This window comes from Cognaticolwellia mytili (assembly GCF_002104475.1).
In the GTDB taxonomy this organism is placed as follows: domain Bacteria; phylum Pseudomonadota; class Gammaproteobacteria; order Enterobacterales; family Alteromonadaceae; genus Cognaticolwellia; species Cognaticolwellia mytili.
The window spans coordinates 897766-924093 of the sequence record NZ_NBOF01000001.1 but is presented as its reverse complement, the minus strand read 5'-3'; the positions used below and the strand labels follow the sequence as shown (position 1 = coordinate 924093).

At 37.5% G+C, this 26328-nt stretch carries 27 protein-coding genes; 19 read left to right on the top strand and 8 right to left on the bottom strand.

All coding sequences use genetic code 11. From position 1 onward, the window contains the following. Window positions 1-5 precede the first annotated feature (5 nt). A complete protein-coding gene (locus tag B7C41_RS03905; protein ID WP_085297475.1) occupies window positions 6-896 on the top strand; it encodes a LysR family transcriptional regulator in 891 nt (296 codons plus the stop codon). Window positions 897-1080: 184 nt separating this feature from the next. Here B7C41_RS03905 and B7C41_RS03900 read toward each other — a convergent pair whose 3' ends face one another. After that, window positions 1081-1998: a LysR family transcriptional regulator gene (locus B7C41_RS03900; RefSeq protein ID WP_143764277.1), complete on the bottom strand. Its 918-nt coding sequence runs from the start codon at window positions 1996-1998 to the stop codon at window positions 1081-1083. A 72-nt stretch (window positions 1999-2070) separates the two neighbouring features. Between B7C41_RS03900 and B7C41_RS03895 the strand changes: the two genes are divergently transcribed. Both B7C41_RS03895 and B7C41_RS03890 read left to right on the top strand, forming a co-directional pair. Then, window positions 2071-3129, top strand: coding sequence for an NAD(P)/FAD-dependent oxidoreductase (locus B7C41_RS03895; protein WP_158089077.1), 1059 nt, complete (start codon window positions 2071-2073; stop codon window positions 3127-3129). Window positions 3130-3180: 51 nt separating this feature from the next. Then, window positions 3181-4035 carry a pirin family protein gene (locus B7C41_RS03890; protein ID WP_085297472.1) on the top strand — a complete coding sequence of 285 codons (855 nt, stop codon included), beginning with the start codon at window positions 3181-3183 and terminating at the stop codon, window positions 4033-4035. A gap of 128 nt (window positions 4036-4163) precedes the next feature. Here B7C41_RS03890 and B7C41_RS03885 read toward each other — a convergent pair whose 3' ends face one another. Next, complete coding sequence (locus B7C41_RS03885) at window positions 4164-4628, bottom strand: Lrp/AsnC family transcriptional regulator (protein ID WP_085297471.1); 465 nt, start codon at window positions 4626-4628, stop codon at window positions 4164-4166. Window positions 4629-4779: 151 nt separating this feature from the next. Between B7C41_RS03885 and B7C41_RS03880 the strand changes: the two genes are divergently transcribed. Further along, entirely contained in the window at window positions 4780-5742 is a 963-nt protein-coding gene (locus tag B7C41_RS03880; RefSeq protein ID WP_085297470.1) for a hypothetical protein, read from the top strand. Window positions 5743-5921: 179 nt separating this feature from the next. Here the strand turns inward: B7C41_RS03880 and B7C41_RS03875 are convergent, their stop codons facing one another. Both B7C41_RS03875 and B7C41_RS03870 read right to left on the bottom strand, forming a co-directional pair. Next, entirely contained in the window at window positions 5922-6803 is an 882-nt protein-coding gene (locus tag B7C41_RS03875; protein WP_085297469.1) for an alpha/beta fold hydrolase, read from the bottom strand. A gap of 159 nt (window positions 6804-6962) precedes the next feature. Beyond that, the gene (locus B7C41_RS03870) at window positions 6963-7862 is read right to left on the bottom strand and encodes a LysR family transcriptional regulator (protein WP_085297468.1); all 900 of its coding nucleotides are present in this window, start codon (window positions 7860-7862) and stop codon (window positions 6963-6965) included. A gap of 184 nt (window positions 7863-8046) precedes the next feature. On the opposite strand from B7C41_RS03870, the gene B7C41_RS03865 reads away from it, so the two are divergent. Further along, on the top strand, window positions 8047-9024 hold the full coding sequence (locus B7C41_RS03865; RefSeq protein ID WP_085297467.1) for a zinc-dependent alcohol dehydrogenase family protein: 978 nt from the start codon (window positions 8047-8049) through the stop codon (window positions 9022-9024). Here the strand turns inward: B7C41_RS03865 and B7C41_RS20125 are convergent. Further along, window positions 9021-9194, bottom strand: coding sequence for a hypothetical protein (locus B7C41_RS20125; protein WP_158089076.1), 174 nt, complete (start codon window positions 9192-9194; stop codon window positions 9021-9023). The genes B7C41_RS03865 and B7C41_RS20125 overlap by 4 nt on opposite strands. A gap of 256 nt (window positions 9195-9450) precedes the next feature. Here B7C41_RS20125 and B7C41_RS03860 point away from each other — a divergent pair, with 256 nt between their 5' ends. Further along, window positions 9451-11094: a B12-binding domain-containing radical SAM protein gene (locus B7C41_RS03860; protein ID WP_085297466.1), complete on the top strand. Its 1644-nt coding sequence runs from the start codon at window positions 9451-9453 to the stop codon at window positions 11092-11094. A gap of 92 nt (window positions 11095-11186) precedes the next feature. On the opposite strand, the gene B7C41_RS03855 is transcribed toward B7C41_RS03860, so the two are convergent. Beyond that, on the bottom strand, window positions 11187-13292 hold the full coding sequence (locus B7C41_RS03855; RefSeq protein WP_085297465.1) for a S9 family peptidase: 2106 nt from the start codon (window positions 13290-13292) through the stop codon (window positions 11187-11189). A 211-nt stretch (window positions 13293-13503) separates the two neighbouring features. Here B7C41_RS03855 and yiaY point away from each other — a divergent pair, with 211 nt between their 5' ends. Both yiaY and B7C41_RS03845 read left to right on the top strand, forming a co-directional pair. Then, on the top strand, window positions 13504-14652 hold the full coding sequence (gene yiaY, locus B7C41_RS03850) for an L-threonine dehydrogenase (RefSeq protein ID WP_085297464.1): 1149 nt from the start codon (window positions 13504-13506) through the stop codon (window positions 14650-14652). 220 nt (window positions 14653-14872) lie between these two features. Further along, window positions 14873-15322 carry an SMI1/KNR4 family protein gene (locus B7C41_RS03845; protein WP_085297702.1) on the top strand — a complete coding sequence of 150 codons (450 nt, stop codon included), beginning with the start codon at window positions 14873-14875 and terminating at the stop codon, window positions 15320-15322. Window positions 15323-15373: 51 nt separating this feature from the next. Here the strand turns inward: B7C41_RS03845 and B7C41_RS03840 are convergent, their stop codons facing one another. Beyond that, complete coding sequence (locus B7C41_RS03840; protein ID WP_085297463.1) at window positions 15374-16282, bottom strand: LysR family transcriptional regulator; 909 nt, start codon at window positions 16280-16282, stop codon at window positions 15374-15376. 107 nt (window positions 16283-16389) lie between these two features. Here B7C41_RS03840 and B7C41_RS03835 point away from each other — a divergent pair, with 107 nt between their 5' ends. From B7C41_RS03835 to B7C41_RS03805, 7 genes are all read left to right on the top strand, one after another. Continuing rightward, on the top strand, window positions 16390-17223 hold the full coding sequence (locus tag B7C41_RS03835) for a CmcJ/NvfI family oxidoreductase (RefSeq protein ID WP_085297462.1): 834 nt from the start codon (window positions 16390-16392) through the stop codon (window positions 17221-17223). A gap of 143 nt (window positions 17224-17366) precedes the next feature. Next, complete coding sequence (locus B7C41_RS03830; RefSeq protein ID WP_085297461.1) at window positions 17367-18488, top strand: alkene reductase; 1122 nt, start codon at window positions 17367-17369, stop codon at window positions 18486-18488. Between the two features lie 370 nt (window positions 18489-18858). Beyond that, the gene (locus tag B7C41_RS03825; RefSeq protein ID WP_085297460.1) at window positions 18859-19308 is read left to right on the top strand and encodes a GyrI-like domain-containing protein; all 450 of its coding nucleotides are present in this window, start codon (window positions 18859-18861) and stop codon (window positions 19306-19308) included. A 10-nt stretch (window positions 19309-19318) separates the two neighbouring features. Further along, a complete protein-coding gene (locus B7C41_RS03820; protein ID WP_085297459.1) occupies window positions 19319-19699 on the top strand; it encodes a hypothetical protein in 381 nt (126 codons plus the stop codon). A gap of 29 nt (window positions 19700-19728) precedes the next feature. Continuing rightward, a complete protein-coding gene (locus B7C41_RS03815) occupies window positions 19729-20049 on the top strand; it encodes a cupin domain-containing protein (RefSeq protein WP_085297458.1) in 321 nt (106 codons plus the stop codon). A 437-nt stretch (window positions 20050-20486) separates the two neighbouring features. Beyond that, complete coding sequence (locus B7C41_RS03810) at window positions 20487-20645, top strand: DUF3012 domain-containing protein (RefSeq protein WP_085297457.1); 159 nt, start codon at window positions 20487-20489, stop codon at window positions 20643-20645. 172 nt (window positions 20646-20817) lie between these two features. Then, window positions 20818-21708 carry a radical SAM protein gene (locus B7C41_RS03805; protein ID WP_085297456.1) on the top strand — a complete coding sequence of 297 codons (891 nt, stop codon included), beginning with the start codon at window positions 20818-20820 and terminating at the stop codon, window positions 21706-21708. Window positions 21709-21749: 41 nt separating this feature from the next. On the opposite strand, the gene B7C41_RS03800 is transcribed toward B7C41_RS03805, so the two are convergent. Beyond that, the gene (locus tag B7C41_RS03800; protein ID WP_085297455.1) at window positions 21750-22505 is read right to left on the bottom strand and encodes an ABC transporter permease; all 756 of its coding nucleotides are present in this window, start codon (window positions 22503-22505) and stop codon (window positions 21750-21752) included. Between the two features lie 275 nt (window positions 22506-22780). Here B7C41_RS03800 and B7C41_RS03795 point away from each other — a divergent pair, with 275 nt between their 5' ends. The 4 genes from B7C41_RS03795 (at window position 22781) to B7C41_RS03780 (ending at window position 26323) form a co-directional block, all read left to right on the top strand. Continuing rightward, a complete protein-coding gene (locus tag B7C41_RS03795; protein WP_085297454.1) occupies window positions 22781-23185 on the top strand; it encodes a hypothetical protein in 405 nt (134 codons plus the stop codon). Between the two features lie 91 nt (window positions 23186-23276). Beyond that, entirely contained in the window at window positions 23277-23615 is a 339-nt protein-coding gene (locus B7C41_RS03790; protein ID WP_085297453.1) for a hypothetical protein, read from the top strand. 254 nt (window positions 23616-23869) lie between these two features. Then, window positions 23870-25072 carry a TolC family protein gene (locus tag B7C41_RS03785; RefSeq protein ID WP_158089075.1) on the top strand — a complete coding sequence of 401 codons (1203 nt, stop codon included), beginning with the start codon at window positions 23870-23872 and terminating at the stop codon, window positions 25070-25072. 12 nt (window positions 25073-25084) lie between these two features. Beyond that, window positions 25085-26323: an efflux RND transporter periplasmic adaptor subunit gene (locus B7C41_RS03780; RefSeq protein WP_085297452.1), complete on the top strand. Its 1239-nt coding sequence runs from the start codon at window positions 25085-25087 to the stop codon at window positions 26321-26323. Window positions 26324-26328 lie beyond the last annotated feature (5 nt).

Here is a 26328-nt window from a genome sequence, read left to right as displayed (position 1 = left end):
TGTATGTGGATAAATTAAATTGTATAAAACTCTTTACCTGTATTGCTCGTTTAGGTAGCTTTACTCGAACTGCTGACGACCTAAATATGACACAAGGGGCCGTTAGTAAGAGAATTGCTTGGCTAGAAAATGAACTTGGATTCAAGCTCTTTCACCGTACCTCGCGTAAAATTAGTCTTACTAGCGCAGGGGAAGAATACTTAAGCTATTGTCATGTTTTGATTGAACAGATGACACATACAGAGCAACGGCTTAAAAATGAATTAAGCAAAGTTGTCGGTAATTTAAAAATATCAGTGCCCACAGCTTTCGCCACACAAAAGCTAGCCGCACCTCTTGGGAAATTTCTATCCCTGTATCCCGATGTCACGGTTAATATCTCAGTCAATGATAAGCTGGTCGATCTCTATAGAGATGACATTGACATTGCTATCCGAGCGTCGCACCTTAAAGATTCTGGTTTGAAAGCCAAGAAACTGCTTGAGCATGAGCTTTGTTACTTCGCATCGCCCGGATACTTAAAACAATATGGGACACCAATAAATGTTAGAGATATAAAAGAGCATTCATGTATTACTTATTCGCTGAGCAATCCATCTAATATTTGGTTATTAAATAATGAAAAATTTGTCGTTAGAGAAGCTATATCCTCTGATAGTCCAGAAATGATTGTTAGCATGGCGTTATTAGGCCATGGTATTGCTGCCATGCCTAAATGGATGGTGCAAGGCAACATTGAGAACAATGAACTTATTGAGATATATTCAGATCTTCCAAAGAGTTCGCTTCCTATGTATGCGGTATACAAGAGCAGTGAGCATCTGCCGTTTAGAATTAGAGCATTTATTGATTTTTTAACTGATTATTTTCAACGAAGCACACTAGTAAGCGATTAAATAAGTTCTTCGAAAGCCATAAATTTTATGTTAATGACTATTACGGTGGCAAGTTGGCTGCCTGATATACTTAAACCGCAAGTAGTAGGAACACTCTCGATTTTCTATCTAGGAGATTTGATAAAACATTGTTTTTGTTCTAAATGAGAGACAAATTTTATTATGTTAAGAATTTGGCTAAGCGTTAATTAAAATCCATGTAAGATGGCTCTTCCAATTTTAATAGGTCAATAAATTTTCTAACTTTAGGTATATTGATGATATCTCGGTGAACAAGGATCCAAGTGTTAACTTCCCAATGCTGATCAGTTTCCAATACTTGCAATTGATTATTATTTTGGACAGCTTCCTTTGTTGTAACGCCAATACCAGCACCCGTTTGCAATGCGTAATTCAGAATTTGTTGTGAGGTACTAGATACCGATATATTTTCCGCTAAAGCATGGTTATGTATCCATTCATTCCATGGGATATGCGCTAACCTTTCCGAATTAGCGACAAACTTGTGCTTATTAAAATTTTCCGGTGTAGGAAGCCCATGCATATCGATATATTTTTGATGAGCGCACAGAACCAATTCAATTTTCATAAACGGAATAACAATATTATCTAAGGTATTTGGCTTTTCGCCAGTACGTATTGCTAGATCAGCCTCGCCATATTCAAGATCATACTTTCTTATGTCGCCAATAATTTCAAACTTAACTTGTGGGTAGAGTGCTTGGTACTTTGTTATCGCTGGAAATATCAGTTGTGCTAACTCATTAATACAAGTGACTTTGAGCGTTCCTTCTAAAACATCTTCCTTACTTTTGGCTTTATTGGCAAATTGAGTCAGCTGAACATCCGTTATTTCACCTAGTCGCATAACTTCTAAACCAGCTTCTGTTGGAATGTACCCTTTGTCATTTCTTTGAAATAACTTAACACCTAAGCTTTCTTCTAGTACATCAATTTGGCGCATGACTGTCGAGCGATGTATACCCAAATCTTCTGCTGTGGCACTTAGTGTGCCGAATTTTGCCAGTCGATAAGCCGTTTTAAACTCTGTCCATTTGTCCATATAACCACCGTGTTGCGTATTTGCGCATATGTGTACCATATTCACTCATTCAAAGCATTATAGCAACAATTTAATATGGACCTATTACTTAGATTGAAAGCAGGAATGACGATGAAAACACAAGTACTTATTATTGGTGGTGGTTTTGCTGGTGTAGCAACAGCGCAAAAACTTGAAAAACAGGGTATTGAAACGACCCTTGTTGATAGAAAAGATTACTTCGAAGTGACTTATGCCGTATTGAGAGATGTCGCTGCGCCAGAGAAAACTAATGGACAAGCACGTCAATATTATCAAGATATTTTGAAAGGTAACTTTATACAAAGCGGCGTTAAAACATTAAATAAAACCACAGCTTTGTTAGAAAATGGTGACACCGTACGTTTTGAGAAAGTTGTTATTGCTTCTGGCTCTAGATATCCGAGTTTACCTCTTGCAAAGTCTTTAGAATCAACTCAGTTAACAACCCGTGTTGAAGAGCTTAAAAGCCATAATAGTAAGTTACGCTCAGCTTCTCATGTACTCATTATTGGTGGTGGCGTTGTAGGTGTTGAGCTTGCGGGTGAAATTGCTTACGCAATGCCTAAAACGAAAGTAACACTTGCACATAACAGCGATACTTTACTCAATGGCTTTAAAGAAAAAGCACAGAATAAGGCATTAAAACAGTTAACTGACTTAGGTGTTATTGTTGAGTTTAATACCCGCTATAAAGAAAATGATGAAGTCTATACTGATGAAAACTCGGGGAGATATATTAACCCTGATGTTGCATTTGTTGCCATTGGCACTATGCCAAATAACGATTTTTTACAGCAAAATTTTTCCCATATTCTTAATGAAAAAGGCTTAGTTAACGTTGACAGTAATCTTGCGGTTGACGGTCAACCAAATTTTTACGCCATTGGAGATATAGCAGATGTAGGTGAAGCAAAACTAGGCTATTTAGCGCTAGAGCAGGGCAAGTATCTTGGCAAAGCGCTGGGAAAAACATTTAAAGGTAAGCCAACTAAAGCGTATAAAAGAAATCCATTTATGGCCTTGGTACCGACAGGACAGAAGACTGGCGTAGTACAGCTTCCTTTTATGGTGTCAACATGGAAAGGATTGGTAAACATGAAACAAAAAGATTTGTTTATCAGCAAAACCTATAAAGAATTCGCAAAATAACCTTCCATTTATTCAGTTTTCTAGTTATCAGTGAAATAGAGGAATACAGCAATGAAACACTTTGAATCAATAATATCTTCAGTATCTCATGCAATGGGATCTTTTTCCGTAAACAGGGTTATGCCACAACAAGCAATGACACCCGTTGGTGCATTTGTATTCCTTGACCATTTTGATATTCGTGCAACGCCTGAGCAGCTGCCAAAACCGGATGGTAAACTTGCTCATCCGCACAGAGGAATTGCGACGCTAACGTATTTGTTAACAGGTGAAATTACCCACATAGATAGTTATGGGCATAAGGGAACGGTTGATTCAGGAGGTGTTCAATGGATGAAAGCAGGCAAGGGCATAATTCATGATGAGTGGGCTAAACCTATCGACAATAAACTTATTGGATTGCAATTTTGGTTAAACCTTAGTGCAAAAGGAAAAGCTGAAAGCCCTGCGTATAAAGCCATATCGAGTGAGCAGTTGCCGGTTGTTAACATTGGACAATTAGGCAGTATATTAAAGGTTATTATCGGTAAATATAAAAATAGTAGCTCTGATATACCAGTAGAGTCACGACAGTCGTTATTTCATCTTAGTTTAAAATCTGGTGATAAAATTCATTTAGCGCTTAATGAAAACGATCAATATGCGGCATTTCTAGCTGATGGGTTAATAGAAATTTCAGGCGAAGAGTTGCAAGCTTCACAGCAAGGCTTTTTAAGAAATGGCGTTAAAGCCGTTTCAATCGTAGCAAAAGAAGATAGCGAACTATTTGTTTATGGTGGTGAAAAGTACCAAGAGCCTATTGTCTCTGGTGGCCCATTTATCATGAATAGTGAGCAAGAAATGGCAACAGCTTTTAAAGACTATCAACAGGGAAAATATCGGGCAATAGACTACAGTGCAATTTAGTCAACGAGCTGAGACTAAGCAGTTTTAATTATAAAGGCTGCTTTGTCAGAAGAGCTGTTTATTTCACGATGCATTCAGTCTAACTCTTTGCTTGCACGCCGATAAAGGATGTTATATTTGATCAATTGCTATTCCGTTAACTCAATCTCAGTACTAAACTTTACTGTTCGTAAAGACACTGAACTATGGAACTTACGGATATTTAAATCAGTATGCAAAACACGCTCGACAAAATGCTCATAACCTTGAATGTCTTTCACCTTTACTACCAACATAAAGTCGTAGTTGCCTGAAATTTGGTAGCATTGCGTTACTTCAGGGGCTTCTAATATCGATTTTCTGAACACTTGATAAATGTCGGCCCTGTCTCGCTCCATTTCTACAGATACAATTAAGGTCATGGCATTGCCTGCCAGTTCAGGATTGATGATGGATACATCACCAACGATAACTTTTTCTTCTCTCAGTCGCTTTACACGTTTTAAACATGCGGGAGGGGATAAGCCAACCAATTCTGCCAATTCAAGGTTTGGAATGCGATTATTTTTTTGCAAAATGATTAATATTTTTTTATCAATTCGATCTGTTTTCATAATTTCTATTTATGTTGTTTTTATGTCTTTATATTTCTTTATTGTCCATAAATAACAAATTTTACACGTCAATACTATCAAAAAAGAAAATCTTAATGTTTCGTTTGTATGTAAAATTAGCCCATAAAACTCACGTAAGTGGAATAAGTAAATGCAAGCTGTTCAAATATTTTTTAAGGAATTAACACGAGATATTTTCGATGTTACTTTTACTCTCTTCAAGATAATGATCCCTATCATCATTATTATCAAAGTCATCGAAGAAATGGGCGGTATAGTGCTACTAAGTGAGTGGCTCAGCCCAATTATGGAATTAGTCGGCTTACCCAAAGAACTCGGCTTAGTTTGGGCGACGACTATGCTAACCAACATATACGCCGGTTTGATTGTTTTCGTTAATCTAGACATGCCGCTAACGGTTGCTCAGGTATCGATACTAGGTAGCATGATGCTCCTTGCTCATTCTTTACCAATTGAAACTGCGATTGCTACGAAAGCCGGTGTTAACCTTTTCGCTACACTTGTTATTCGAATTGGGGGAAGCTTGTTACTTGCTTGGTTATTAAACATCAGCTACCAATTTGGTGATTTTTTGAACCAGCCAGCAATAACGCTATGGCAAGTTGAAACTTCCGTTGATACTGGTTATTTAGGCTGGGGCCTGGAACAAATCAAAAATTTCGGAGTGATTTTTGTCGTTATAGCAGCTTTATTATTTGCACTTAAATTATTGAAGATTTTAGGTGTAGAGAAGTTGATGGCTATATTACTTAGACCGTTATTGAAAATTTTAGGTATTAGTAAAGAAGCCACTAACCTGACCATTATCGGTATTACTTTGGGCTTATCTTTTGGTGGCGGCTTATTAATTGGCGAAGCGAAACGGGGTCATATTGCAGCACGAGATGTTTTTACCGCGATAATGCTGCTTAACCTACTTCATAGCCTGATAGAAGATACCTTGCTTATCATGCTGATTGGTGCTGATTTCTACACTATTTTCTGGGGACGATTAGTGTTTTCGGTATTAGTTGTGGCACTTGTTGCACAACTTACTAAACGCTTAGACGACCAGTTCTGCAAACGTTACTTTTATCGAAGTGTCGCTCAGTAATTTGCAAATACTTAGTGATTGAAGGCAATTGAAAGAGTAGTCACTTATTAATGATTAACTGAGCATATTTAAACTCGAACTTAGGTGTAAATTTATTACTTATTATATGCTCTAATGCGTGATGTATAGGCTAGTGTTATCGCCAGCGAAATGACTGAACTTATTGGTTATATTTCTGATTAATAAGGTTTTACTTGCTTGAGAATATATTTAATTTCTTTTACTACTGCATTAGGTTCGTAGTAATAAATATTATGTTCACTGGTATTAGCAAAGCGAATTTTACGATTAACAGACAAGTTATGCATATCATCAATAGCCTTTTTATACATGGTTTTCATTCTATCCCAAACCATCGGGTGCCAATTTTTTGGTGATTCTCCACCATTCCAAATACCATCTTTAGCCCATAGCAGTACAAAAGGTTTTTCCCCAAAATCGTTACTGTTTTTTATTAACTTGGCGGTCGCACTTAAATTTATTTTTTCAGGGTTTTGTGATGGATTATTCCAACTCGCCAATTCTGCAATTCGCCTTTCTTCGAAAGTTTTAGTGTAGTGTTCTTCATTTTTATTCCATTTGGCCATGTTGTTATAAAACATGCCATATTGAGAGGGATCTACAAGCAAAATACCTTTAACTTCATCAGAATATAAATGGTTAAAAAGTTTAATCGGGTACGAGCCAAACGAATGACCAACCATGATATATGGCGGTGAGATGTTCGCAGAGTTTAATAATGAATGAAGCTGTGAAACTGCTATATTTAAATCATAGTCATTAGTAAAAGCGTCACTCTTGCCAGTATTTGCTCGGTCGTAGACACAGATTCTATTTTTTCTATGCACAGTTTGGATTACTTCTTCCCACTTTCCGTTTGAACCAGCTCCACCAAAACCAGAATGCACGATAATTGTAGGAGAGCCAACGCCATAACATGCTAAATATAATTCCACACTATCCGCTTTAAATTTTCCACTAATAGTTGGTGTCAGCTTCTCCTGACTAAAAGCCAAAGAGGTTGTACAAAAAATAAACAGGGTAATGATAAAACTTTTCATGTAATTTCCTTCTGTTTTATGCTGTGATTACAACTGTAATGATAAAGATTACAGTTGTAATTCTTGTTGTCAATATTTGTTTTTTTCATCGCCTGCTTAATGAGCTTAATTAGGCTTTATTTGAATTATATGGACTATTGGGCATATATAAGCACATCACTAAATATCAAGCCCAACGATATGCTCAGCTAAAAAATCTAAGAAAACTCGCGTTTTTGGCGAGATCAGATCTCGTTTCAAATAAATGGCGTAGGTTGCACTGAGTTCTTCGTAAGGGCTGAAAACATGTTCAGGCATTACTTGGATTATCGTGCCATCGGCTAACTCGTTCTTAATCGCCCAAAAGGGCATTAATGCTAGTCCGCTACCATTTAGCACCAGTTGCTTTTGACCGTTTACCGAGTTAACTGAAATTGTTTTATTTATAATTAGTCTAGTTCTTTCTTTAGCCATTAAATACCAATCTTTCCAACGTGAATAACCGTATCGAATACATTGATGGTCTACTAAGTCTTCAGGAGTATGAGGTGTACCGTTACTAACTAAATACTGTGGGCTGGCGCATAATAAAAAGTTATTAAAAGCTAATCGCTTTGCAATCATCGTTGAATCAGGTAATCGACCACTACGAATGGCGATATCAATATTCTCTTCGACAAGGTCGACAACGCGCTCGGTTAGCTCTAGTTTTATATCAATATCGGGGTACAACGACATAAACTTGGCAATAAGTGGCAGCACAACACTTTCGCCAAACCCTACGGTCATGCTTATTTTAAGTTTACCGCTTGGCTTTTCTTGTAAATCATTAACGACTCTTTTGGCTTCGTCAAACTCAGATACAATGCGCTGAGAAAACTCATAGTATTTGTAACCAGCTTCAGTTAGCCCTGTGTTTCTCGTGGTTTTATTCAAAAGGCGAACGCCAAGCTCCTGTTCAAGAGTAGCTAGCTGCCGAGAAATAGAAGAGGGCTGCACATCAAATATTCTGCTGGCCTGTGAGATGCTACCCGTCTCTACCACGCAGTTAAAATACAATAACCGATTCAGTGAACTCATTATTTTCCTATATAGCCTTGCTGTTAACTAAATTTACATTCGTATTACGTTAAATTTAACTTGGTGTTGCTTAAAAGGCAAAGGTAATTTGCTATTTAGGTTGTTGGTTGCTCTATTGGCATGTAATAGAATGGCCCCACTGAAACGAATTATCAAATCAACAGAGAAATAAAGAGTAAATATTATGAAAGCAATGATCATTAAAGAAATTGGCAGCACAGATGTTTTTCAATTGGCGGAGAAAGCAAAACCTGTTGCTAAACCAGGCCATATGGTTGTAGAAGTAAAAGCAAGCAGTGTAAACCCGATTGATACTATGCTTCGCTCAGTTGAGTTGCCTTGGTCAAATAACTTACCAGAGGTACTACACGGTGATGTTGCAGGCATTGTTACTGAAATAGGCACAGACGTTACCGACTTTAACGTTGGCGATGAAGTTTACGGTATGGCTGGTGGTGTTAATGGTGTCGATGGCGCTTTGGCTGAGTTTATGTTGGTTGACGCTCGATTAATGGCCCAAAAACCAAAAACATTAACAATGAAGCAAGCTGCAGCACTACCGTTAGTTGCCATTACTTCATATGAAGCACTTGTTGAAAAAATGAATGTTCAACCAGGTGATAATGTACTTGTTCATGGCGCAACAGGCGGCGTTGGTCACATTGCGGTTCAGTTGGCAAAAGCGCTCGGTGCCAATGTAACTTCAACTTACTCTCCAGCTAATGAAGCATTAGCTAAAACAGTGGGTGCAGATAACTTAGTTGATTACACCTCAGAATCTGTTTCAGACTACGTACGGGCATATACTGACGGTGTTGGTTTTGACAAAGTTTTTGATACAGTTGCAGGTGATAATATAGAAAAATCATTTGAAGCAGCTAAGTTCAATGGCCATGTAGCAACGATTTTACCGATTGCTGATCCACTACAAATCGCGCTTAAAAGCTTATCGTTTCATAGCATTCTAATGCTTATTCCATTATGCCATGGCATTAATCATTCATCACACGGCCGTATTCTTACTGAGATTGCCGCGCTTGTTGATGCCGGTAAGATTATCCCGATTCTTGATGAACGTAGTTTCTCAATATGGGAAGTAGCTAAAGCACATGATTTACTAACGTCAGGTAAAGCGGTAGGGAAGATAACCTTAACTGCCTAAGCTTTTGCTTTTACAGGCGCTAAATGATTGTTAGCGCTTTTTTCAATGATTATTTGATAATTGAAGTGATAGTGTTGGCATGGATTAATATCGTTTGGCTCAGCACCAGTTGATAAATTAAAAAGCAAAGTGCTAGGTGCTGACTTACCGGTAAAACATTCTAAAGCCATGTTAATAAATTGCTTTTATTAAATTTAGGAGTGTCAATTAACAGCATATATAGAATCGACTCAGCTTGCACAACAGTGTATTGCTAAATATTATTTTAGTCAGTATTAATGCATCTAGTATAAGGGGGTATTTTTTATAAGTTTCTGAGCAATGTTTATTTTACTTCGCTGAAATAAGATTACTGAATAACCTCAGAAATCACAGTATAATTCTGGTAATAGCGCGATAAATATTTAAAGGTAGTTAAAGTTTCGTATGATAGAGCAAAAGCATTATTCTGAATTAGCCATTAAGCAGATCCCCCTAACTGAAGATAGTTTGCGAAACTCGATGAAAAGTGAGCCAGTAAAAGAGCGTTCAGTTGTTAATCATGAAATAGATCAAGCAGCACCTAAAATTGTGCTTGCGACACTAAATGCTAGGTACTTTCATACCAGTTTTGGCTTACGTTACCTTTATGCTAATTTAAGTGAGTTACAGCAATTTTGTGAAATTAAAGAGTTTATCATTCAAACTCGTGCCATTGATATTGTTGAGCAAATTTTAGCCGAAAAACCTGATATTGTCGGCTTTGGCGTTTATATCTGGAATATTGTTGAAACTACTGATGTGGTTAGCTTATTAAAAGTGATCGCGCCTGAAATCAAAATTGTTTTAGGTGGGCCTGAAGTGAGTTATGAAACTGAGCAGCAAGCCATTGTTGCCAGTGCCGATTATGTTTTAACTGGTCCGGCAGATTTAAGTTTTTATCAACTGTGTAAAGACATTATCAACAATATGCCACCAGATAAAAAAGTACTGAATTCCAAACCTGTTGAACTGAAAGAACTAGCTTCACCTTATCAGTATTATACTGATGAAGATTTACAACAGCGTTTGCTTTATGTTGAAGCGTCACGCGGTTGCCCATTTAAGTGTGAATTTTGCTTATCGTCGTTGGATAAAAATTCGGTACCATTTGAAATAGAATTATTCCTTGAGCAAATGGAAGTTCTCTACCAACGTGGCGCGCGTAATTTTAAATTTATTGATAGAACCTTTAATTTAAACATTAACACCACCATGCGAATCATGCAGTTTTTTTTAGACAGAATGACTGATGATCTTTATTTGCATTTTGAAGTTGTGCCGGATCATTTACCGAGAAAACTAAAAGAGTTATTGGCTCAGTTTCCTGATGGGAGCTTACAGTTTGAAATTGGTATTCAAACCTTTAACATTGAAGTACAAAAGAATATCAGCCGTAAGCAAAACAATGCTAAGTCAAAGGAGAATTTACTGTGGTTAAGGGATAACACGTCGGCCCATATTCATGCTGATCTTATTTTTGGTTTACCTGGCGAAACCTTCGAGACCTTCAAAGATAGCTTCAACCAACTTTATCATTGTCGCCCACATGAAATTCAAATGGGTATTTTGAAGCGTTTGAAGGGTAGCCCAATCATTAGACACACTGAAGCGTTTGATCTGCGTTTTAATCCGTTGCCACCTTTTAATATACTTAGTACAGATAGGGTCAGCTTTGCAACCATGCAACGTATTAATCGCTTTGCACGTTATTGGGATATGATTGGCAATTCCGGGCGCTTTAAATACGCCTTACCACATATATTGTCAGATGAACCATTCGATAACTTTATGGCGATTACAGAGTGGATTTTTAATAAAACAGGACAAATTCATAAAATTAGTCTGAAAAAGCAATTTGAGCTTATCTCGCAAGCCGTAGAAGCGTTATATCCAGAAAAGCATCAGCTAGTGATTAAAAAAATTGCAGAAGATTATGAGGCCGCAAAATTAAAAAGTTTGTTTAGTAGCTTAAATCTTTACGCTGTTTCGCAAGTCAAAGCCGTCAGTAAAAATAAGGCATTAAAGCGCCAGCAACAACATATGAGTTAACAAGAAATAAATCAATAAGCTATTCACAAGTGTAGTTTTAAAACTTGTGAATAGTGCTTTGTAGGTTTACCATCGTTAATGGTTTGGGCGCTTTATTCGTTTAACAACGAGATAAAGAAGCTCATTTCTAAGGCTTTTTCTTTTAAACTTTTAAAGCGCCCTGATGCACCACCATGGCCAGCATCCATATCAGTCTTAAATAATAGTAAGTTATCATCAGTTTTAAACTCACGCATTTTTGCTACCCATTTCATCGGTTCAAAGTATTGTACTTGTGAGTCGTGCAGCCCAGTCGTAACCAAAATATTAGGGTAGGTTTGGCAACTGATATTATCGTATGGTGAATAAGCTAAAATATCTTGATAAGCTTTAGCTTCATTCGGATTACCCCATTCATCATATTCATTGGTGGTGAGGGGAATGGTTTCATCTAGCATAGTGGTTAACACATCTAGAAATGGTACATGCGCGCCAATACCCAGGTATAGCTCTGGTGCTTGGTTTATCACTGCGCCCATCAGTAAGCCGCCAGCACTGCCGCCGGTGGCAAATATTTTATCTTTAGCGCCGTAACCTTGCTCTACTAATGCTTTTGTAACATCAATAAAGTCATTAAAAGTATTCTGTTTATATGCCATTTTGCCAGTGTCGTACCAGTGTCGTCCTAGCATTTCTGAGCCACGAACATGAGCGATAACGTAGACAAAACCCCTGTCAAGTAAGCTTAACGTTCCACTTGAAAAATTAGGATCTATGGTGACGCCGTAGGCACCGTAACCGTATTGAAGTAGAGGATTAACGTTATCTTTTTTAAAGCTATCGCTTCGATAAACAAGTGATACAGGCACTTCTACGCCATCGCGTGCAGTAATAAATAAGCGCTCTGATTGATAATTATCTTTATTAAAACCACCTAATACTTTTTGCTGCTTTAGTAGTTTTCGCTCACCTGTTGCTAAGTCAAACTCAAATAAAGATCCTGGTGTTGTTAAGCTTGAATAATATAACCTTGCGATGGTACTGCTCGGCTCTGGATTATCGTCAAGACAAGCAAAGTAACATGGATCATCAAAGGATAAGGGATACTGTTGACCAGAATTTTCACCAACAGTGGTATGAACAATAAAACGTATTTGACCATGCTCACGCTCGGTTACTACAATGAAATTTTTGAATAGTTCAATACCTTCAAGTAATACATCTTTTCTGTGTGGCACAACTTCTTGCCAGTTGTTGATATCGTTAATCTGATCAAGCGCAACTTTCATTACCTGAAAATTTTTAGCTTGGTAGTTAGTGACAATATAGAAATAATTTCCCATTTTGTCTGCGTGATATTCATGTTGCTCTCGATAAGGTAGTAGTTCAATAAAATCGCCATCAGCTTTATCAGCGCTGAGTACTAAGTAATGCGTTGATTCAGTGGCGTGTAAGCAAATATAAATTTGTGAGTCATCTCTGCTCTTATCTAAACTAATATAAAAACTATGATCCTCTTCTTCATAAACCAACACGTCATCAGCTTGTGGTGAGCCTAATTTATGACGATAAACTTGTGTGCCTAATAACGTTTCAAGATCTTTCTTGACATAAAATACAGTTTTATTATCGTTGGCCCAAACCACTTGTCCTTCAGTTTCCTCAAGGACATCGGTTAAATAAGCATCTTGTGTATCAGAAGGTTGGTTTAAGTCTTTAAAAAAGATGCTGTAAATGCGACGGCTGTCAGTATCTTCCGATATTGACATTATTTGATCATTAGGGCTGAGTGATAAATCACCTAAATCATAAAACTCATGGCCTTTTGCGCGTTCATTAACATCTAATAGCAAAGTTTTATTGTTGCCAGAAAAGCTTGTTGCTCGGTAATAATTTGAAAACTCTTGCTCACCACTTATTTCACTGTGATACCAGTATTTACCGTCTTTGGTTGGCACAGAATTATCGTCCTTAACAATTCTACTTTTAAGCTCATTGAAAAGTAATTCTTGCAAAGATTCTTGCTCGGCTAGTACCGCATCGGCATAATTATTCTCATCATTGAGGTGCGCTAGTACTTGTTTGTCACTACGCTGATCATCGCGCATCCAATAATAATTGTCCACTCGTTGGTGATCATGCTTGGTCATTTTATGTGGGATTTTCTTCGCTATTGGCGCAGTAATGTTGTTGTTTGATGAGCGTAAAGATGCTGGCACTAAGTACTCCTATTTGAATGATGTTGCAATTAAAGTTCAGGATAAATTTTAATATGTAAGTTTATCGATTTTTGGCAATTTTAGTTAGTTATTTTTGCTAAAAACAAACCTAGGTACAGGTTTGCAATTTAATGTTCGAGCCATGCTTTAGATCAAACTTTTTATCAATTCATCATGTTAAAAAATAACTAACTAATTAAAGGAGAACATCATGAGTTCAACATTTTATATGCCATCTTTAAACGTCATGGGCAGCGGTAGCGTAGCAGAAGCGATTAACTATATAAAAGAGCAAGGATTTAAGCAGGGATTAGTTGTTAGCGATGAAGTATTAAATAAAATTGGAGTAGTAAAAAACTTCACTGATTTACTGGATAAAGCACAAATTAGTAGTATCGTATTTGATAAAGCACAGCCTAACCCAACAGTGGGCAATGTTAATGATGGCTTAGCGCTACTAAAACAACATGATTGTGATTTTGTTGTCTCTTTAGGCGGCGGCTCGCCGCATGATTGCGCTAAAGGTATTGCCTTAGTTGCCAGTAATGGTGGGAAAGTTGCTGATTATGAAGGGGTTGATCAATCTAGAAAACCGCAACTGCCATTAATAGCTATTAATACGACTGCAGGTACAGCATCGGAAATGACACGTTTTGCGATTATTACGGATGAAAAACGTCACGTAAAAATGGCCATTGTTGATAAACATACCACGCCAGTATTATCTGTTAATGATCCCTCTTTAATGGCGGGTATGCCAGCTTCATTAACGGCTGCCACTGGTATGGACGCATTAACGCATGCGATTGAAGCATATGTTTCTACCGCTGCAACACCTATTACCGATGCAGTGGCATTAAAAGCTATTGAGCTTATTCAAGAAAATTTATTGACAGCGGTCGATAATGGCGAAAATATTGTTGCAAGAGAACAGATGGCTTATGCCCAATTTATGGCCGGAATGGCATTTAATAATGCCTCATTAGGTTATGTTCACGCGATGGCTCACCAGTTAGGAGGTTTTTATGACTTACCGCATGGCGTTTGTAATGCCGTGTTATTGCCACACGTACAGCGTTACAACGCACGAGTATGTCCTAAACGTTTAAAAGATATAGCTCGCAGTATGGGCGTTGATGTGCTTTCCATGTCAGCAGAGCAGGGGGCAAATGCTGCCATTAGCGCTATTGAAAAGTTAGCTAAGCAAGTCGGTATTCCTGCGGGCTTAGAAGTTTTAGGTGTTAAAGTTGATGATATTTCATTATTGGCTGATAACGCTTTAAAAGATGTTTGTGGCCTAACTAACCCTAAACAAGCAAGCCACGAAGAAATCTGTCAAATTTTCCTTGCTGCGATGTAGACCTAAGCAAGCAGGAATGTCGTGAGATATGACTTATAGATAAAAACTTAAAGCAGGCCTGTTACGAAAATAACAGGCTTTTCATTTGTTAGTTTTACTACAACCATCTATTGATGGCCATATTATTCATACAATATGGCCTATTTCAAAGTGTTTTAAGCTAATATATGTCAGTATTTATGCGGGCATACATCCCTTAATTTATTTTCAAGGTTACTTAATGAACAGTATTGATTTATTTGTAAAAAACTGGGGTAGTAAAAACGCTATGGTGCCTATTAATAGCAATGATATTGCCGAGCTCGAAGCTAAATTTGAAGCCGTATTACCAGATGCTTATAAATATTTATTAACCACTTATGGCTTGGTGCACTCGCCCAATGTATTAACCAGAATTTGTGACTTAGGTGTTGATGTTTCTGAGGTACAAGATTTTTTAAGTTTGGATGACGTATTTTCATTATCTAAACTTTATGAAATGACGGGAATGGAACAAGGCCATATTTTGTTTGCCTCTGACTGTAAGGGCAACATGTTTTGTTTTAAACTCAGCAACTGTAGAGCCGAGCACGAAGATTCACCTGTATGGTTTTTTAACCAGGGATTATGTACTGTGCAAAAGGTCTCAGACTCTTTTTCGCAATGGCTCGATGAATTTAATAATCTTTAAGTGGTCAATTGTGCCGCTTCAAAAACACTTGTTTTAAAGGCGAATAACTCACTAGTCACTTACCTCAGCAGCGCAGAAAGTACTATCCAATAAACTTAATAGCCATTGATGTAATGGATTGTTGTTTGAACGCGGATGCCAGGCAACAATAACATCGAACTTTGGTGGGTTTTGCTCGAGCTCAATCGGTACTAATTTAGGGTCAGGTAATAGTCTTGATGGCAAAAAGGCAATGGTGTTGGTTGCGTCAATAATGGCTGATGCTGCAGAGAAGCTTGGCACTGACATTAGTATATTTCTTTTTATGCCTTTTTTGCCAAACCAAGAATCGTGTGAGCCTTTTAAATTAGGCCTTGAAGGTGAAATAACAATTTGTGGCAGCTGCGCTATTTCTAGTAAGCTGTATTTCTTACCACGATAAATTGAATGCTGTCCCGTTACACAAACATGGTGATCTTCAAATAAACGTTTGTTCGGATAGTTTTCAGGAATAAATTCAGGGAAGGTGAATACCAGATCAAGTTCGCCCGTTACCATCAATTGGTTTAAATTATCTGATTCAAAATCCCTGATGATAACCTTCAAGTTCGGCGCTAAGTTATTTACTTGTGTTAGTAGCATCGGCAGAATAGTGACAAGCGCATAGTCTGAGGAACTTATCTGTAATATTCCTGAAAGCTCGGCAGGGTTAAACTTTTCACCGGTTATTAAAGTGTCGATATCTGCCAGTATTTGATTTACCTGATGCTCCATGTTTTCTGCAACTTGCGTAGGAATAACGCCATTACTGGTGCGTATAAACATTTCATCATCAAAACTATGTCGCAATTTTTTCAGTTGTTCACTAATCGCCTGTTGAGTTAAGCCCATAATATTAGCGACTTTCGACAAGTTTCTTTCTTGTAGCAATAACTGTAAAACCCGCAGTTGTTTAATGTCCAGTCGATGGATACCACTCATTTTTGTATCTCTAACAAGTTTATATTGTTTTTAATTGTATTGAAGAGAGCTTAGCATACATCCCATCAAGTTTATCCGTTATTTACCGAGCTTAATTGGGAGTTAATATGTTTTTGAAGTCAGCAGAGCAGCATCAGTTAGCAATTACCGCTGAAATTAATTACATCAAAGCAAATACTCAAGCGACCTTTGATTTATCCACCATCAAAAAAAGTGCCGATAAACTTACCGAGCAAGTCGATAAACGCATGGTGGATATCGTCAATGCTCGATTATTAACAAAAGTGCCAACACTAAATGAAGATGGCTTTGGCTTGGTTGCCAATGAATACCAAGTAACTGACTATTTTGATGACGCAGCCGTAAGCACTGAACTTTACCCGCAACTTATTAAACACCTAACTAATTTAACGCATGCCAGTCAGGGCATGGTATTTGACCATACGATTCGCTCGGTTGAAGATACGCTTAATCGCAGTGAAAAACGTTCGCCAATTCATACAGTACATAACGATTATATTGCGAGTTCAGCAAAAAATCGTTTGGATATTGAACTGGACAAACAAGGCCTCAAAGCCAGTGACTATCGTCATTATCAATTTGTTAATACCTGGATACCGTTAGTTGATGTAGTTTTAGATAGCCCACTTGCTTTTGTCGATGCTCGCACAGTTTCTGCAACGCAATCGCATGTGCTGCAGGTTGCATATCCTGATCGGATTGGTGAAATAGAAGGCTTTAGCTATAACCCAGAAAATCGCTGGTTTTACTTTCCCAAAATGACCTCAAAAGAGCAGCTTAATTTTAAAGTGTTTGATAGTGACGAAAGCAATAGCGTGAAGAGAATTCCGCATAGTGCTTTCTCACTACCTTCAGCAAATAAAATCTTAGAGAGGCGAGTCAGCATTGAGCTGAGAACTATTTTGCTATTCAGTGAGTAAGCCAAACTAACAAAGCTAAGAAAAGTTAAAAAGTAATTTGCCACATGAGTGGTGCTAACAATGTTGTATAGCGGTATCTGCATTGGAACTAATTTATTAATTACCGCGTTGATGATATTAACTTTATTTTGGAGCAGTAACACATGACATTTTCCCCACTATTTAAGCCAACAGCGCTTGGCCCTTACACCCTTAAAAACCGTATTGTATTACCACCATTAACCCGCTCTAGAAGTTCACAACCGGGTAATATTCCTAATGAGTTGATGGCTAATTACTATTCGCAACGTGCAGGCGCTGGTTTTATGGTAACGGAAGGCACGCAAATTGAACCAAGAGGGCAAGGCTATGCATGGACGCCTGGTATTCATAGTGCAGAGCAAGTAGAAGGCTGGAAGCAAGTAACAAAAGCGGTGCATGATCAAGGCAGTATTATTTTTTGTCAGTTATGGCATGTTGGCCGTGTTTCTCATACGTCATTACAACCAGACCAAGCAGCACCTGTTGGACCATCGGCAATAAAAGCTGATGCGGTTAAAGTGTTTATTGAAACTGCCCCTGAGCAAGGTGCATTGGCTGATCCAAGCGAACCACGTGCATTATCAACACGTGAGGTTGAAGAACTCGTGCAAATGTACAAGCAAGCGGCAATAAATGCTAAAGAAGCAGGTTTTGACGGTGTTGAATTACATTGCGCCAATGGATACTTAGTCAATCAGTTTATCTCTGAACATACTAATGACAGAACCGATAAATATGGTGGTAGTTTAGAGAATCGTTTACGGTTTTTAAAAGAAATTACCCAAGCAGTTGCAGAGGTGATGGGCGCCGACAAAGTAGGCGTAAGATTCGCACCATTATTCGAAAGTACTGATGAAGTGCGGGTTTATTTAGGTTTAGTCGAAAGCGATCCACATGCAACTTACATAGCAGCGATTAAAACACTCAATGATATTGGCATTGCTTATTTATCACTTGCTGAAGCTGATTGGGATAATGCTCCTGACTTGCCAGAAGGCTTTTACAAAGCAGTAAGAAATACTTTTGATGGCTTAGTGATGTATGCGGGTAAGTACACTCCTGAAAAAGCTTTGAAAATTTTAACGGAAGGTAATGGTGACATCTTTGGCTTTGGTCGCCCATTCATTGCCAACCCTGATTTACCAGAACGTATTAAAAATCAATGGTCATTAAATGATGTTGACCCAACAAGCATGTATGGCGGTACAGATAAAGGTTATACTGATTATCCTGTTTACGGGTAGCAAATTTAAAGTAGGGTGCGAGTTGAATTAGCGCGCGCCCAACGTATAGAAAGTAAACCAAACTAACCAAGTGTGATTGATATATTTCCCCTGCGTATTTTTAATATGTTTAAAAATAAAACTTCACGCTAACACTCTCCAAATGCTTTTATGGATCCCCCATTTTACAACTTGAAGGTTATCTTGAATAACAAGAATACTTTGTATTGGCCGGCAATAAACACTCAAATTGTGAAAATACTTTACAAATCGCAGTCTAATTTATTACTTTTATTTTGAAATTGTATGGATTACATTTTCTTTTGAAGTAATAATTACCTTTCAGTTATCCGTAGTACTTTCGTTAACTATCAACAACAAGGATTGTTAAATGCTGTTAAAAGACTTTCAGAGCACTAACATTTTGGGTTTGTCTATTCGAACATCAAACCAAGATGAAATGATACCCTCAGAAGCTAAAATAGGTGATTTATGGGCTCAGTTTTATAGTGAGTATGGAGGTAAGTTAACTGAAAAATCTAACGTTTATGGGGTATATACTGACTATGCGTCTGACTTTAATGGCCAGTATAGTGTTTATGCTGCCGCGGATACGTTGGATGCCAGTGATGAATTAATAGCATTAACCTTAAGTGCGGGCAAGTATTTGGTTTTTTCTGCGCAAGGTGAAATTCCAGGTTCAGTGATAGCACTTTGGAAGCATATTTGGCACTATTTTAGTAGTGGTGAAACTGCTCACGAACGTGCTTACACGACTGACTTTGAACATTTTAAAAGTGCGACATCGGTCGATATTTATATTGCACTAAAAGAAACCTAAAGGTAATAATATGAACAATAAAATAAAAACTACATGTGCTATTGCTTTTTTAGTATTAAGCAGTTTTTCAGCAAGTGCTGCAACAGAGCAACATGGAGCTTTTAAAACCGATAGCTCAGAGCAGGTATGGAATAGCGAGCAAAATATCTGGGTAACACCTGAACAATTTTGGCAAAACTTTACCACCAGCAAAGGAGGCCTAACTTGGCCGAAAAGTCGAGATTATCCGCTTTATAGCAAAGTAAATGAGCATGATACTTTTTTAGTCGAACTTGACTCAGGCGTTTGTTTAATGGAGTTTTTTCATGGCCGATGGCGCCGTGCAAATGATGTTCAGCGTTGGGATGATAAATTTAATTCCTATGGTGGTTGTGAAAAGGTGTTTGAATAATTTACCTAATATGTAATTAAGGAAGATAAATGGCTGGTCAGTATCCAAATAAAATAAAGCAGTTGCCAATATTTGATGGCAAATTTGACGCTTATAAACTTGCAGCAAAAGACAGTGATGTCTTATTTGCATCTTATCCAACGGGTAGTGAAATAGCGGCGCATACACATGATACTGATAATCATGGTGTAATTACCCGTGGCGAACTGATTTTAACTATGAATGGTGAAACGCAGCGTATTAAAACAGGGCAGTGGTATCATGTGCCTGCAAATGTTGAGCATAGTGCGAGATTTGAACAAGAAACCGATGAAATAGAATTTTGGTTTCATCAACCTTCTGAATTATAGGCACTTTGATTTAACGTTTTTATAGTTATGATATTTAAGATAAATAACCTTAATCATGCTTTGGTATTATTAGTGGTTTGGACTGTTAGTTATTAATTTTTTGGTATATAGTTTTTTAGTTCATTTTCCAATATAGCAATGTAATCGAAGATACTAAAAATATTATTTTTGCTAAACTATTGGATGAAATATTATTATATGGTGGTTAGCATCGGCTTTACCTTGTTAGTTAATGAAGTGAATAACAAAGCTAAATACTTTTTATATAGCTTATCTTTTTGACTTTTAACGTCAGGGTGTTATGCAATAGTGATGCGCTTATAAAGCCAACAGTGTTGGCAGGACGTTTTTAAACGCGAACGGAAATATTCTGAGTCCAATGTTTTTAATATGATAAGTCTTTGAAATAAAAATAAATATCTACAAAAGGAAGAAAAATGAAAAAACTATCATTAGTAGTCATGTCCATTGTGTTGTTAAGTGCATGTGCACCAGAAATTGGCAGTGAAGATTGGTGTACACAATTAAAAGAAAAGCCAAAGGGTGATTGGACAGCAACTGAAGCTAAAGACTTTGCCAAACATTGTATTTTTTAATGATTGATTGTTAACCGTTAAAGCTAAGAAAGTTCAACAAGATTAGACCGGTAAACTTAACTAAGTTTTACCGGTTTTTTTAACCCTTTCATCCAACATTAGCCAAGCTAGTAGAAATTAAGGTTGATATAATAGCGCCTTGTCTTTTTGCTCATTGCTGGAATTTATCATTATGTACCCATTAAGTTATACCGAACCTGTATTTAGGCCGCCAAGCGAATGGAAAAGCCTTATTTTACAGGTTACTAACGGTTGTTCGTGGAATAAATGTACTTTCTGCGATATGTACACCAGCGACAATAAAAAATTCAAACCTAAGAAACCCGAGCTAATAGAGCAAGAGCTTGTGACTATTGCTGAATCCAATCTACCTGTTGGTCGGGTGTTTTTAGCTGATGGCGATGCCATGATGTTGCCATTTAATCGTTTGAAAGAAATACTCTTGTTGATAAAGCAATACTTTCCACAAGTGACTCGTATTTCAAGCTATTGCTTACCGCGTAATTTAACCAATAAAACTGTAGAGCAATTAACAGAGCTTCGTGCGCTTGGTTTATCACTGCTTTATGTTGGTTGTGAAAGCGGTGATGATGAAGTTTTAAACTTAATTGAAAAAGGTGAAAGTTATCAAAGTTCGTTAGTCGCGCTAACAAAAATTAAGCAAGCGGGTATGAAGTCTTCGGTTATGATCCTTAATGGCTTGGGCGGCCCAAAGCTTTCAAAACAACATGCGATTAACTCCGCTCGTTTAATGAATGAAGCTCAGCCTGATTTTCTCTCAACCTTAGTGGTTTCCTTTCCTTTAGGTGAAGAACGCTTTGCCAGTAACTTTAATGGTGATTATCGGCAGTTAAATCAACAAGAACTGTTCCAAGAAATGTCGACTTTATTGCAAGCTTTGGAGTTAGATAAAACCATATTTCGCTCTGATCATGCTTCAAATTATTTAGTGCTAAAAGGCATACTAGGTAAAGACAAGCAACAGTTACTTGATAAGGTAAATATGGCCATTACCCAACCACAGCAAATACCGCTTAGACAAGAGTGGCAACGTGGTTTGTAGAAGCCCTTTATAACGGGAAACTTCACGACCAAGGCCGGTGTTCAATCACTTTGTTTTTTAATAATGTTGGTAATGTCTTTTTCAGATAGTAATAAAAACACCACCGCTGAAAGTATAGCTGACGCGAAAATCATACACATAACGATGATTTGATATCGAGCGGCTATGAGCGGTGAAACGCCAGATAAAATTTGTCCTGTCATCATGCCTGGCAATGACACTAAACCAACCGCGAACAATGAATTAATCACAGGAATAGTCGCCGCATTTAAGGCGTTGTTACGGGCTGATTGGTAGGTTGTTGTTTTAGATAACTTAGGCGGTAACTGAGATGAAAGTTCAGAAAAAATACGCTCAGCAGACAAGCTAACACTATTCATGGCATTAGCAAAGATCATCCCAGCTAACGGAATAATAACTTGTGGTTGATACCAAGGAGTCAACCCCAAAGCACCTTGGCTGATCACCAATAATGTAAAACCTCCACCAAGCAATATAGCAATGAAGCCGTGTTTTATTAATATTATGCGGTATTTTTCTAATGTCCTTAGAGCTATCCAGCTTGAAATACTCACCATAGATAATAAAATTATGCCGATAAGCCAAGGGCTATCTGAATAGAAAATGTAGCTCAGGACATAACCTATCAACAGTAACTGAACTAACATCCGCGCTAAAGCATAGCCTGCTTGCTTGATGTTTAGTGACCATAAATAAATGAAGAACAGGGCAACAATCACTGGGATAAAAGCGATAGCAAGATCAACTAAACTGAGTACTTGTAGGTTATCGTTCATGAAGACTTAGATTAATGTTTTTATATGCTTGTAATCATATCAAACCGAGTCATGAATTAATTCGTATGGCGTAATTTATTACCAACTTAAACTGAAAATTAACTAATAAATTTACAGTTTAACCGATGAAATTATCTATAAGTGATGGACAATTGAAAATTACTCTGGTTAAATGGCGCGGTTCAAATCGTGGTTAGTTAGCTATTTTGCTAACGTTACTACTAAATTGTCTTTAATTTGGTTTTATTTTGATAAACAAAAAAACGTTTTCCAACATGGCTTTAAGCCAGGTGCGCCCAACGTTTACATTAACGATTATGTTAATGATGTTTGTTTGCCAAATTTTTGCCACTTTTGCAAGTGCCTCTGTGCAATACGCAAGTAGTGATCACCCTTTAGGTGATCAAATTGCTCATCATCATAGCCATAATCATGCTGATGAACACCATCACGACCGAGATAATACAATCACTGAACTTTCAGTTAGTGAAGGTATAGATGTGAGTGAAAATGATTCTGAGCATGAACATGAACAGAATAACCATTCGCACTTATCTTTTTTTCCGCCAGTTGATAATAGTTTAGCTTCTAATGCTGTCATTGCTGACGTGATTGATAATATCCACAGTAAATACCCTAACTGTAAATACGCACCACCTATACCGCCTCCGAGTGTATAACTTCCCCAAACTGATCAATTAATTTATTTATTAATCAATTTATTCAATAGTTAAGTCTATAGCTTTATCTGTTGAACATTGGAGTTATACCGTGAAAATTTACCACAAAGCTGTTTTATCAGCGGTTGGTTTTTGCCTGTACGCTAACTTAAGCTCAATAAGTTTCGCGCAGTCATTAGAACCGACAATACCCACAGCTGCACCTGAAAATATTTTGCTTGAATCGGCATTAGCAATACAAGCCAATTTGACACCTGAGCCTGAACTCGATATCGAAAACGATTTCGATCGTGGGCAAATTAGCGGTGTTAATCGGGTACAAACCATCGTGACTTTACGTCAAATCATTGCAATGGGCGCTAAACGTCAAGGTCAATTTGAGCTTGTCAGCTCGAAAGACCCTTACAGCCCACGAGAATATATTAATTAAATTGATCGATAGTCTTTAGATTCACTGTTTTTCTTGTTGTCTTAAAAAGAACATTCTAAAGCACTAGATAATTGATTTTTATTTCTTACAAAACAGATAACTAATAGCTTTTGTAGGCAAGTAACGTCATACAACATTAAAAGTATGTCGTTAATTAATAATATTAAATTGGAAATATAATGATGAAAATTAAGAATAACTTATTTTACCTGATGAAAAGAGTAAATTCGAAGAGCGTTTGTAAGCTAAGTATCATGAGCTTACTTATTACTTCTCTAAATACCTTTGCACAACAGGTTGTTACCTTTGAAAATGCTATAGGGCTGAGCCTAAAGCAACACCCAGATCTAAAGTCTTATGTCTACATGAAGCAAGCTTCAGTAGGAATGATAGAGCAAGCGGGCATATCTAGTCCGATGGCCTTAAATGTTGAAGTCGAAGATGTTGTAGGTACAGGGCGCTATTCGGGCATTTCAGGTATGCAAACGACACTGAGTATTTCTTGGTTGCTCGAACAATCTATTATTGAATCAAGAGTGAATGTTGCGAATAAACAAGCGAATATCATTGAATTTAAAAGGGAAGTTAAAGCATTAGATGTTGCGGCTGAAACGGCAAAAATATTTATAACGCTTTTATCTCAAATGGAACAAGTTAAATTAGCAAAACTTGCAAAAGTTCAGTCTCAAAAAGTACTGGTGAAATTGGCCGCTCGTGTTAAAGCGGGTAAACAAAATATCATCGATGAGCTAAGAGCCAAGGCAGATGTTTCTAAAAAAACATTGATAGTGGAAGATTTGGAACATGAAATTGAAGCGAGTAAATCTCAACTAGCAGCGCAGTGGCAAGGAGAAAATGAGTTTATTGTCGATGGTTCTCTACTTGACATTCCTACGATAATTGAGGTTGAAGCTGCGTATGAAAAATTAACATCGAACCCTAAATTCAAAGTTTTCACCTCTCAGCAGCGAATTACTACATCTGAGATTGAATTAGCTAAAGCAAATCAAAAACCTGTTTGGTCAGTTAATACGGGGATCAGAAGAAACGAAGCTGTTGATGACTTTGCTTTTACGGCTGGTGTTTCCATTCCGTTTGGAACAAAAAATATCAATAGAGGCCAAATCATGGCCTTGCAAGCGAAACAAAATCAAGGTTTTGCAGAGACTGATGCTTGGCTTAAACGTATTTCCACCCAGCTTTTATTACTGACGCACAAGCTTAAACATAACCGTCATGTTATTGAAGGACTTTCCATTGAAACAATACCCCTGTTAGAACAAGCAAGTATTAAAGCAGGGGAGGCTTATAGCATTGGCAGTTATCGATACTCTGATTGGTATATTGTTCAACAAGAGCTCGTTGCATCACAAAAAGAATTAATTGCTGCGTATACCAACATCCATTTATTAAATATTGAGTTAGAACGTTTAACTGGCTCATCAATTTCTATGTAAGCGAGAAAAATTATGAAACTTAAATCAATTGTTACGGCTTTTTTAATTGGCCAATTATCTATCATATCTGCTTCATATAGCCCAATAGTTGCTGCGCAATCTGCTGATGAATTAGTTAAAAACGAGGTAGAGAAAGGGCCAAATAATGGCCGTATGTTACGTGACGGAGATTTTTCTATTGAACTTGCCATTTTCGAAGATGGTGTTGCTCCAGAATTTAGAGTTTTTGCGAGCAATGGCACCAAGGAATTAGCACCAGAAGATGTGAAAGTAACGGTTAAATTGTCACGCTTGGGTGGTGTCATAGATGATATTGGATTTTTCAATGAAAATAATTACTTACGCGGAGATATGGAAATTTACGAACCACACTCTTTCCAAGTCACTTTGACTGCTAAATACGGCAACGAAACACATCAATGGTCTTACGATAATTTCGAAGGCCGTACAGCGATAAACGATGATATTGCTGATGCGATGTTAATAAAAACAGAGTCGGTTAACAGCCAGGTTTTTAATGAAACGTTGAAAGTTTATGGGAAATTGAAAATAGCCCCTAATGCCGTTAGAAATATTAGTGCAAGGTTTCCAGGGGAAATAAAAAGGCTTCATGCCGTACTTGGGCAGCGAGTCAAAAAAGGCCAACTTCTCATGACTGTAGAGGGTAATGAAAGCCTTCAGAAGTATAAGATTTATGCGCCTATTAATGGCTTGGTAACCAAGCAAGATGTTGGTGTAGGAGAGCAAACGAATGATAGAACACTGTTAACAATTACCAATACTGACATGCTAATCGCAGAATTGAGTGTGTTCCCAATGGATCAGAAAAAAGTGAAATTAGGTGCCTCGGTTAATATTTCAATACCAGGTACTGAAAAAGTTATTACAACACAATTATTTGATGCACTTTTCGATGTTACTAAAGAGCAAGCCAAATTATTTCGTGCTGAAGTACCAAATCCCGATGGTTCACTTAGAGCTGGTCAATTTCTATCAGCCGAAATTTTGATAGATGAATATAAAGTCCCTTTAGCTGTTAAAGCTGATGGCTTGCAGTCCTTTCGTGATTTCACTGTCGTCTATGCAAAAGTGAATGAAGAATATGAAGTAAGAATGTTGGACTTAGGTAGAAAAGTAGGCCCATGGGTTGAAGTCCTAGGTGGCATATCTGAGGGGACTGAATACGTGGCTAAGAACAGTTATATCATCAAAGCCGATATTGATAAATCTGGCGCGTCACACGATCACTAAGGAAG